The following is an 11,208-nucleotide window of genomic DNA, read 5'->3' as shown; positions in this document are numbered from 1 at the left end:
TGGACAGGACCCGGAAAACCAACTTTGCACAGATGACTTCGCCGGACATTGGGCACACAATGCCAATCTTTCTGTAAAAGCTATCATGGGAGTGGCCGGATACAGCGAGATGGCTCGTATGCTCGGATTGAATGATGTAGCAGACAAATATGCGGATATAGCCAAGAAAATGGCAGTGAAATGGGAAGAAATGGCGAATGAGGGAGATCATTACCGTCTGGCTTTTGACCGTAAAGATACCTGGAGTCAAAAATATAACATGGTTTGGGATAAGTTGTGGAACCTGAATTTATTCCCTAATAATGTTATCAGAAAAGAGATTAACTATTATTTGACAAAACAGAATCCTTATGGGCTCCCTCTGGACTCTCGTAAAGAATACACAAAATCCGACTGGATCATGTGGACGGCAGCTATGTCTTCAGATAAGGAAACCTTCCAGAAATTCTCTGATCCTGTCTATAAATATATCAATGAAACAGTATCACGTGTACCTATCAGTGACTGGCACCACACCGACAGTGGACGATGGGTAGGCTTTAGAGCACGTTCGGTGATCGGAGGATACTGGATGAAGGTGTTAATGGATAAAGTTCAAAATAATCAATAAAATTACTATGACGTTAACTTAAAAATTGTACATATGAAGTTCTTAAAGAAAATGTTGTTGGTTGGGCTACTTCCTGGCTATTTGATATGCCAGGCACAAAATGTCCAAAACAAAGAAGATGTACCCTTGGATTTAGGATATCGTGTACTCCCTATGGGAGATTATAACGGTTCAGCCTACACAATCTCGGGTAAACAGTTACGCAATCTACCTGTTACAAATCTTTCGGCAGTATTAGCCGGACTGGTACCTGGTTATTTTGCCCGACAAGTGCAAGGTGGTGGATTAGTGAATGAACAGAATTCATTCTGGATAAGAGGACAAAGAAGTAATTCGCCCGATGTATTAGTACTGGTTGATGGACAGGAACGGGATTTTGCTGTTTTGTCATCACACGAAGTAGAATCAATTACCGTATTGAAAGATGCTGCAGCAACAGCCTTATATGGAATGCGTGCAGGCAGTGGAGCTATTCTGGTTACAACTCGTAAGGGAGCAAAGGGGAAACCGCAGGTTGAATTGACAGCTCAAATTATAGCTCAACAACCACTTAAAGAATTAAAATCATTAAACGCAGCCGATTATGCAAGACAGCACAACATAGCCCGTCATAATGACAATATGGATCCCCTGTATTCGAACTATGATATAATGAATTATGCTAAGAATGATCCTAATTCCATTTTATATCCCAATGTAGATTGGGCTGATAAATATTTAAAGGATATCCGATGGAGTCAACGCTATAATCTTAATATTCAAGGAGGAACAGAAAAAAGTACATATTTCGTGAATGCAATGTATACTCGTAACAATGGCTACTTCAATACAGATGATTCACATGATTATAATACCAATCACTCTGCTGAACGGTTTAATATCCGGTCCAATATCGATTTTGCCATAACTCGCACTACCCAACTGGATGTAAATCTGTATGGCTGGTATCAAAGTCAGAATGGCCCTGGCAGCGGAGCCGAAAATATCTATAAAAATCTAGTCACATTACCGCAAGGAATCTTCCCAGAATGGTACAATGACCAAGGATATACAGATCAATACGGCAATATTATCAATGCAGAAGATGGGAAAATTGTAGCAGGAAATGCATTCCGTGAAAATCCATGGGCAATGCTAAATCGCTCCGGCTACTTCCAGGACAAACAATTGTATGGTTCTTTCCGCACGAAACTCTCACAGGATCTTTCCTTCATAACAGAGGGATTAAAAGCTTCTGTTGCTCTATCCATGGATTCACGCACAATCTCTTCTATCAGACGTACAATAACTTTTGCATATTACGAAAAGGATGCGACGAATGAAAATGTTCTCCGCCGGACCCGCGAAGATGACTCGATGATAAACAAGGTAGATAATACCAGTTCTTTCCGCCGGACCGGTATCGTGGCTCAATTAGATTATAACCGTACCTTTGGAAAACATGGAGTTTCGGCTTTAGCTTTCTATGAACAATATGAAAGCAATGATGAAATGGTATTGCCAACCCGATTCCAAAGCGTAAATGGTTGGTTCGGCTATAATTATGATAAAAGATATGGCATCGATGTTATCGGAGCTTATCAGGGATCTCACAAATTTGGTCCGGGACACAAATTCGGTTTCTTCCCTACAATATCTGCCGGATGGACTGTTTCTAACGAATCTTTCTGGAAAGATGCAAAAAAAATAGTGCCCTACCTGAAGCTAAAAGCATCTTATGGACAAGTCGGCAACTCATCCGGCGTAGATGCCTTTTATTACAGGGGACGTATGTGGCCGCAAAACGAAGTCTATATCACAGGGGTAAACATGGGAACAAAGCTTGGAGGATACATTCAGGATATACTTCCAAATCCCGGATTGACTTGGGAGAAAGCTAGAATTCTGAATATCGGAATAGATACCCGACTATTTTCAGACCGGTTATCTGTTACAGCAGAATTTTTTAAAGACAACCGTCATGATATGTATGTAGTAAATAACAAAATCAGTTCTCTTGTCGGCAATGTAAAGGAATTTAAGCAGAATATAGGCAAAATCAATAGCCATGGAGTAGACTTATCTGCCATGTGGAATTCAAATATTGCAGACTGGAGCTATTTCATAGGTGGTACATTCTCTTATTCTACGAATGAACTGATTGCAAACGGTGAAGTAGATCAGCCATACGAATGGTTGAAGAATCAGGGACGGCCCTTAGGAGAAAATCGAGGATACATTGCAAAAGGCTTTTTCAATTCTTGGGAAGAAATAGCAGCCTCTCCTGTACAAACATTCTCTGATGTCCAACCAGGTGATGTACGTTATGAAGATATAAACAAAGACGGACAGATTGATGTAAACGATATGGTACCTATCGGTTACGGAGACATTCCCAGAATCATGTATGGTATTAACTTAGGAGTCGGCTACAAAGGATTTTCGATCACCGCATTATTTCAGGGAGCCGCAAAAGTCTCTCGTCAATATTCGGACATTGTGATGAATCCTTTCACAGATAACGGAACCATATTTGAGCATCAACTTGATTACTGGACACCCGAACACCAGAATGCAACATTCCCACGTTTAACAACACTGGACAATGCCAATCTTAATAACAGGCAGATAAGTACATTAAATGTGAAAGATGCTGATTTCTTAAGATTAAAAACACTGGAAGTTGCCTATGACTTTCCTACAAAAATGATACAGAAAATCCATCTTAAGGGATTGAGACTTTTCCTTAGCGGAACGAATCTGATTACCTGGACAAAATATAAATGGGTTGATCCTGAAGCTCCTTCACTGGCAGCTCCTTTGACGAGAAACATGAGTATAGGTTGTTCCTTAAAATTCTGATAGCATGAAAAAATCGATAATTTATTTGGCAATAAGCGCAACACTAACATTTTCCGGTTGTGATTATCTGGATGACATGCCCTATGACTGGGCCCAGCCTGATGATATTTTTACGAATGAACAGAACTATCTGAAACCGATTAATCAGGTGTATGCATATATTCCCGAAGGCTTCAACCACGTAGGAAATGCCTTTTTAGATGCAGCCACCAATGATGGAATAAGTACAATCATAGATTCGGATATTCATAAGTTGTCTCGTGGGTATGTCACTTCTTCAAATCCGATTGAAGAATGTTGGAATAAGTCATACAAGGGAATTCAACAGGCCATTTTTGCCCGCAAATATTTGCGTGAGGCTGACTTGGTGTTACAAAATAAGACAGAAGAAGACATCCAGACATTTAAAGATACCTATTGTGCGGAAACTGAATGTTTACAAGCCTTATTCGAGTTTAACCTGTTAAGACACTACGGAGGCTTTCCTATTGTCGATCGTATTTACGAAGTCGACGATCCTGAACTGCAGACAAAGGCAAGAGACTCTTTCAAAGACTGCGTCAATCACATCGTACAGTTATGTGAGAGTGCTGCCGCTGTATTAAAAGTTGATCCGGAAGGTGGGAATGGTTCTTATGGCCGTATGACTAAAGGAATGGCACTTGCTATTAAAGCCAAAACATTACTCTATGCCGCAAGCCCACTCTACAACAGAACAGATAATAACGATCCACTACTAGGCTATACTGACGGCTCGGATGTGACGGAACGTTGGAAACTTGCAGCCAAAGCTTGTGCAGATGTAATCAATCTAAATGCAGACGGAACAATATCTCCGAATGGAAGTAAAAAATATAGTCTGATAGCTCTTACTGCTACTAAAACGTACGACAAGATCTTTATCAATGCCAATCCTAATCCGGAATATATCCTATTCTATACGGCTGCTAAGGACAATGCTCTGGAAAACAGACATTATCCCCCTACAATCTCAAAAGATCAGGGAGGAGGTACAGTACCTTCACAGCAATTGATCGATGCATTTACCATGAAAGATGGAAGCGATTATACCCATTCTTCTGACGGTGCAAGCATGTATACTAACAGAGACCCGCGTTTGGCAGCAATTATCGGATATGACGGTTCGGTTTATGGAAAGAATACCATTTATACGCGAATTAGTGATAACACAACCATAGACGGACTCAACCAAGTGAAGAACCGTTCGACCAATACGGGATATTATTTAGCTAAATTTCTGGACAAAACACTGAACTTCGGACAGGCCAATGTGGGTACCGTTTTCCACTTATTCCCGATGATTCGCTTATCTGACATCCTACTTTCCTACGCAGAAGCCATGCATCACGCTTATGGCATGAGTGTGGATCCAGAAGGCTATGGTTTGACAGCAATAGAAGCCGTACAAAAAATACGTACCAGAGCCGGATTCGAAACAAATGATAAATTTCTTAATGGGGTGACAGATAACAACTTTATGGAAAAAGTGAAGCAAGAACGCCGTATCGAACTCTGTTTTGAAGAACATCGTTACTTCGATTTGCGACGTTGGATGGATGGCAATCAACTTAGAGAACCTATTATCGGAATGAAAGTAGAAGAAAATGCTTCCGGGCTTCATTATACACGCATTACAGTAGATGAAGCGCGCAATTTTAAAGATTACATGTATTATCATCCTATTCCTCTGAAAGTAATCAAGGAAAGCCCTTCCATCCAACAGAATCCAGGTTGGTAACGGGCATCAAAACTATTTAATAGATAGAAAACATGAAAAAGATAATAATATTATTCATATGCTTAACCAGCTCCATCTGGCATGTCTGTGCACAAACCAAAGTTAGCGGAATTGTTAAAGATGCCCAAGGAATGGAGATGATTGGCGCTACTGTCCTTCAGAAAGGGACTAATAATGGAATAGTGACTGGTTTGGATGGCAAATTTACTCTTACATTGTCCAACGAAGCAGAGCAAACACTTCTTATCTCAATGATCGGCTTTATAGAACAATCTATTGCCATAAAAAAGAATCATCCTTTTATCAATGTCACTTTGGAAGAAGACATTGCACAATTAGATGAAGTTGTTGTGGTGGGATATGGAACACAGAAAAAAGTATCTCTGACCGGTTCAATTTCTAATGTCGGAACTGAAGACTTGAAAAGCATGCCTGTATCAAGTGTCACAAACGCTTTAGGTGGCCGCATCCCGGGACTAGTAACCCGACAAGAGAGCGGACGTCCCGGCGGTGATCAGGCTACGATGTTTGTTCGTGGTCGTGCTTCATTGAACGACTCTAGCCCCTTAGTACTGATTGACGGGGTAGAACGACCTATGGCGCAAATCGACCCTGATGATATTGAAACTATCTCCGTGTTAAAGGATGCTTCTGCAACAGCCGTATACGGTGTACGAGGAGCCAATGGTGTAATATTGGTAACTACCCGGAGAGGTCGTGAAGGAGAAACTCAAATTTCTTTCTCGTCTGAATTCGGTGTTACTTCCTTCAATCGTATATCTCAAACCCTAAGTGCAGAATCCGTTTCAAGATTCATGCGTGAAGGTGCTATCAATGATGGTTTTGACCCTTCCGATACCGGTAATACTCGCGGCCTTTTCCTGTCAGAATATGACAACTATCTATATCGTACCCAGAAAAGTCCGTTTACACACCCGGACAATGACTTTGTAGATATGTTTACGAAAAATGGTCTCCAACAGAAATACAATGTAAACCTATCGGGCGGAAATAAAACAGTACGTTACTTCGTCTCTGTGGGATACTTCACTCAAACCGGTATGTTTGAGACAGACGTAGACAAAATTAAAGAACATGAGACAATACAAGCTCTTTTAGCAGCCTCACCCGATGTAGCAAAAGGCTTATACAAAGAAGGTTATAATTCGGAATATAAATACAGTAGGCTCACCACTCGTTCGAATATTGATATCAACCTAACTGAAGATTTCAAGGTATCCGTGAATCTTGCTTATCGTTTCGGAAGTCAGAACCGCCCCTATGGCTATGATGCTGACGGACAGGAAGCACTGCGTCTGTTCGGCATGTTCTACCGCAATTCTCCTCAAGCATTCCCAATCTTAAATGCGAATGGAACTTATGCCGCCGCCGATGGTATATGGAGGCAGAATCCACTCGTGACATTATGCTATTCAGGATTTTTTCTTAATTTCAATAACAAACTTGAGACAGATTTTGCTTTTAAATATAACCTAAGGAAACTGTTAAAAGGATTAAGTATAGACGGAAAATTCTCTTACGATGCAGGCTGGAGCAATAACCGAAGCATACAGCAGCGTCCCAATATCTATCAATATAATCCTGTAAACGGGACTTATAAACAAGGACTTGAAATGGTGTTGCCAACAAAAGCCACCAATAAAACGGCAGCTACACATCGGAAGTATGCTGAAGCGGCAGTTCGTTATAAACAATCTTTCTCCGGACATAATATATCTGGATTGGTACTTTATAATATGAGTTACACTTCCACTCCCGGTGGACGCTATTCTTATGTACCTCATATCTATCAGGCTTTAGTAGGACGTGTTAACTATGATTATGAGAATCGCTATCTATTCGAAGTTAACGCAGGCTATAACGGCTCAAACCGTTTTGCGGAAGGACACCGTTATCAGCTCTTTCCTGCAGCATCAGTGGGATGGGTACTGACTAACGAACCTTTCTTTAAAGAAAACCCTATCTTAAGTTTTACTAAACTACGCTTCTCTTATGGTGAAGTTGGTAATGACAAGCTGGGAGGTTTCTCTTACTATTATCGTTCAGGATACGATGAAGGACTAGGCTACACTTTTGGAGAGACGCATAATCCTGCGATTAAAGGTCTGATTCAAGGAAAAAGTGCCAATGAGAATATCACATGGGAAGTTGCACGGAAATATAACTTAGGACTTGAGACCAAATGGTTGAAAGATAAAATATCTGCCAGTATCGACTTTTTTAAAGAACGTCGTAGTAATATCCTATGTGAACCGGAAAGATATTCTCAAGCAGCCGGTTCAAACGGATTGGCTCCCATAAACTATGGTGTCGTAACAAATCAGGGATACGATCTGGAAATAGGCTATCAAGATCAAAAAGGAGATTTCGGATATTCCATAAAAGGGATTTATGGATATGCACACAATGAAATTGTAGAGAAAAGTGAATCTGTAAAGCCCTATGCTTATATGTCACAAACGGGAAATCCTATCGGACAGTTTATCGGCTATATTTCCGACGGTTTCTTTAGCTCTTATGAAGATGTAGCAAGTTCTCCCGTTCAATTCGGACAAGTAAGCCGACCTGGAGATATTAAATATAAAGACTTGAATCATGATGGAGTGATCGATTCTAACGACCAAGCTCCTATCGGCTATAATCCGGTCCCTGAAATGACTTTCTCTCTTGCTGCCGGTTTGAACTGGAAAGGAATTGATTTTAGTATATTGCTTCAGGGAGCTGCCCGTTCATCCATCTATCTGCAACAGGATATTGCATGGGATAATTTCTGGGGTAATTATTACGAAGAGCATATCGGAAGATGGACACCGGAAACAGCAGCAACAGCAACGTACCCACGTTTCACTAAGGCAGCTACTGCCGCGCATCCTAATTATTATAAATCTGACTATTGGTTGAAAGACTCCAAATACTTGCGTCTGAAAAACATTCAGTTAGGTTACACTATACCTCGCAAACTATTGAAAAAATTCGGAGTACGTTCACTTAGAGTATATGCGAATGCCTACAATCTCTTTACATGGGATAACGTAAAGAAGGTAGATCCTGAATCATCGAACAATAGTAATGGACAATTCTATCCACAACAAAAAGTAATAAATTTTGGTATCAACCTGAATTTCTAATGTTTGAAATGAATAATTTATGAGAAAACTATTTATATCCCTTGTAACGGCTGTCCTGCTTGCCAGTTGTAGTGCAGATAGCCTGATGAAAGAAACCGAACTGGATCTTACGGATACAGAGAAAGTTTATTCGGACATTACATTGACCCGCAAAGTTGCATACGACTTGTATGCACGTATGCGCATGGGGAGAGACCGCCTTGGCAGTTTTGGTTTTTTGGCAAACATTGGTGGTTCACCTTGTATGCTTGACAACGCAACAGACGATGGAGCCGGAAATACAACCCGTGCCGGAGGGGCAGTTATTCCCGAACTCGAGAAATTTATCAAAGGGGGAATTGATGCTTCCAAAGGTTTGATTGGCGGTGACCATCCATGGACATTTTACTATAAAGCCATCCGTTCTGCAAACACATTCCTGAACAACGTAGACCGTTCACCATTGGAGGATGCAGAGAAGATTTCCCTGAAAAACCAAGTACGCTTTCTGCGTGCATTGTATCACCACGAACTGTTTCGTTTCTACGGAGCATTAGTAATCGGAGACAAAGAACTCGATCCGTTACTTTATGACGAAATCAAACGTGAATCGTTAGAAACCACAGTCCGTTGGATTGCTAATGAATTCAAAGAACTTGCAGAGCCGGGAGTATTGCCCGACAAATACGATGCAGCAGATTACGGAAGAGCTACCCGGGGAGCAGCCCTAGGCTATCTGGCACGCACATTACTTTATGCAGCAAGTCCCTTACACAATGCGTCCGGAGTAACTTGGAGAGAAGCGGCTGATGCTGCCTACGATATGATTGAATATGCTGACAATGGAGATTTCTATCGTTTATATGAAGATCCGACCACTCCCGAAAAGAGCTACACACGATTATTCAATACCCGTGCCAATGGTGAGGTAATCATGGGATTTCTCCGTGCACCGGCAAATGACCTTTACGGAATGATGCCTGCCTTTGACCCCTGGAACGTAAATAAAGAACTACTGACTTGTCCGAACCAATGGCTGGTAGACTGTTATGATATGCTCGACGGCTCACAGCCCATTCTCGGTTACGAATCAAATACGAAAGCTATTATTAACCCGAACTCCGGTTACAATGAAAATTCTCCTTATGCTAACAGGGATCCCCGTTTGGCACAGAGTATTCTATGTGATGGTGCTACCTGGCCTTTAGTCAACGGTAAGCCAGCTACAATAGACCTGTCAAAATCATATAGATGGGGAAGCGGATACTTCCTGACAAAGTTCCTGGATGACCGCATCGATCATCGAAAAAACGGTACCACTTACATGGACTTTCCAATGATGAGATATGCAGAAATCCTGCTCGATTATGCAGAAGCCGAGAATGAGGCTGAAGATACGAATACAGCCAGAGAAAAAGCAATAGCCCAGCTTAACAGGATACGTCGCCGTGCCGGTATCACGACAGACTTACTGGCCGCAGATTATAATCAGGCAACCCTTCGGGAACGCATACGCAAAGAACGCCGTGTAGAACTTTGTTTCGAAGATCATCGATTCTTTGATATAAGAAGATGGCTGATAGCAAAAGATGTAATGAGATTACCGGCTGTCGGAATAAAGAAAATTAACGGTGAATATCAACGGGTAACTTTAGATACACGAAACTATAACGAGCGCATGAACTTGGCTCCAATACCACAGGATGAAGTTAATAACTGCCCGAATATCTACCAGAATCCAGGATACTAATCTAAATAGAATGTTTACTTAAAAAAATAAAGTCATGAAAACAAATAGTATAATTGCATTAATTCTGTCAATCAGTTTATTTGGCTTATTCGGTTGTGCAGATAAATATGAAGTTGATTATGAAGCACCTGTCAAAATCGAATTTGCGGGTGTCGATCAGAATAATAGAGTATCATTAACGAAAGGGATTGCTGAATACACGGCAACCGTCAAAGTACAGGGAGAAATCATGAGTTTTGAAATTTATCAGGCAGACTCCAAAACCGGAATGCAGGGAAGTCTGATAGAAGAAACTGCCCAGTCATTTGCAGACGGAACGACTAATTACGAAACAACTTACAAGTTTACTTCTTTAAAAGAGAATGCCTGTATTACAGTAGTCGTTCTAGGTACCGACGGCCATACGTACCAACGTAACTTATTGGTAGAGATTACTCCTTCTGTTTTATTCTCCGATCCGGATTACGGAAAAGATGGAGAAATAGTAGAGACAGCTTCAGCTTATTATGGTTGTTATTATGCAACATGGCTTCTTGGACGCACCTATATGGCTGCTGATGCCATGAAATATACAAACGAAGTCGATTTCTCACTCGGAGATATTATCTTGCCTTCAGGAAGCGAAGCTGTACCAGCTCTTGTTTCACCTGCTAAAAGAAGTGATTATGGCTTGATGACAATTAATGGTTTACAACACACATTATTTGCTGAAACCTCTTTATCACAATCAGAATTTAATGCAATCTCCCAAGTAGATGCAACTCCGATAGAAAATCTGGCAGATCCAACCTCCGAAGTCTTAGCTATTCAGGCAGATAAAGTTTACCTGTTCAAAACTGCCAATGGAAAGAAAGGATTGATTTGCATACAAAAAATAACAGCAAAAACTGGTACTATCGAAGTCTCACCGGATAATTGGGTAGAAAACACTAAATACTCATGGGTACAATTACTGACTAAAACCGTGGCGAAGTAAAGCTCCCATTCAAGATACTTTCTCTAATGATCGTATCATAGAATAATTAGAAGAATAGAGAAGTTTTCGGTTTCTACGAGCTTCTCTATTCCTGTTTTCCCAATAGAAGAAAGAAGAAATCTATCATTCTACCATTTTTTTTCC

At 40.9% G+C, this 11,208-nt stretch carries 6 protein-coding genes; all 6 read left to right on the top strand.

Annotation, left to right across the window (positions count from 1 at the left end):
• Nucleotides 1–610 (top strand): DUF1793 domain-containing protein (locus DWZ47_RS16280; protein ID WP_117513788.1); only part of this gene is annotated, 610 nt, incomplete at its 5' end.
• Between the two features lie 33 nt (nt 611–643).
• Nucleotides 644–3,451: a SusC/RagA family TonB-linked outer membrane protein gene (locus DWZ47_RS16275; RefSeq protein ID WP_117513786.1), complete on the top strand. Its 2,808-nt coding sequence runs from the start codon at nt 644–646 to the stop codon at nt 3,449–3,451.
• A gap of 4 nt (nt 3,452–3,455) precedes the next feature.
• Complete coding sequence (locus DWZ47_RS16270; protein WP_117513784.1) at nt 3,456–5,210, top strand: RagB/SusD family nutrient uptake outer membrane protein; 1,755 nt, start codon at nt 3,456–3,458, stop codon at nt 5,208–5,210.
• 32 nt (nt 5,211–5,242) lie between these two features.
• Entirely contained in the window at nt 5,243–8,359 is a 3,117-nt protein-coding gene (locus DWZ47_RS16265) for a SusC/RagA family TonB-linked outer membrane protein (protein WP_117513782.1), read from the top strand.
• Nucleotides 8,360–8,378: 19 nt separating this feature from the next.
• Nucleotides 8,379–10,088, top strand: coding sequence for a RagB/SusD family nutrient uptake outer membrane protein (locus DWZ47_RS16260; protein WP_117513780.1), 1,710 nt, complete (start codon nt 8,379–8,381; stop codon nt 10,086–10,088).
• Between the two features lie 34 nt (nt 10,089–10,122).
• Entirely contained in the window at nt 10,123–11,064 is a 942-nt protein-coding gene (locus DWZ47_RS16255) for a hypothetical protein (protein WP_117513778.1), read from the top strand.
• Nucleotides 11,065–11,208: the final 144 nt, after the last annotated feature.

It is taken from the genome of Bacteroides sp. AF32-8BH (genome assembly GCF_003435205.1).
Classification (GTDB): domain Bacteria; phylum Bacteroidota; class Bacteroidia; order Bacteroidales; family Bacteroidaceae; genus Bacteroides; species Bacteroides ovatus.
The sequence above is the reverse complement of the archived record's forward strand: the minus strand, read 5'-3'. Positions and strand labels throughout refer to the sequence as shown.

Excerpts from the sequence above, each read along its gene's own strand:
- DWZ47_RS16275 (WP_117513786.1), top strand. The coding sequence starts at position 644 with ATGAAGTTCTTAAAGAAAATGTTGTTGGTTGGGCTACTTCCTGGCTAT.
- DWZ47_RS16270 (WP_117513784.1), top strand. The coding sequence starts at position 3,456 with ATGAAAAAATCGATAATTTATTTGGCAATAAGCGCAACACTAACATTT.
- DWZ47_RS16265 (WP_117513782.1), top strand. The coding sequence starts at position 5,243 with ATGAAAAAGATAATAATATTATTCATATGCTTAACCAGCTCCATCTGG.
- DWZ47_RS16260 (WP_117513780.1), top strand. The coding sequence starts at position 8,379 with ATGAGAAAACTATTTATATCCCTTGTAACGGCTGTCCTGCTTGCCAGT.
- DWZ47_RS16255 (WP_117513778.1), top strand. The coding sequence starts at position 10,123 with ATGAAAACAAATAGTATAATTGCATTAATTCTGTCAATCAGTTTATTT.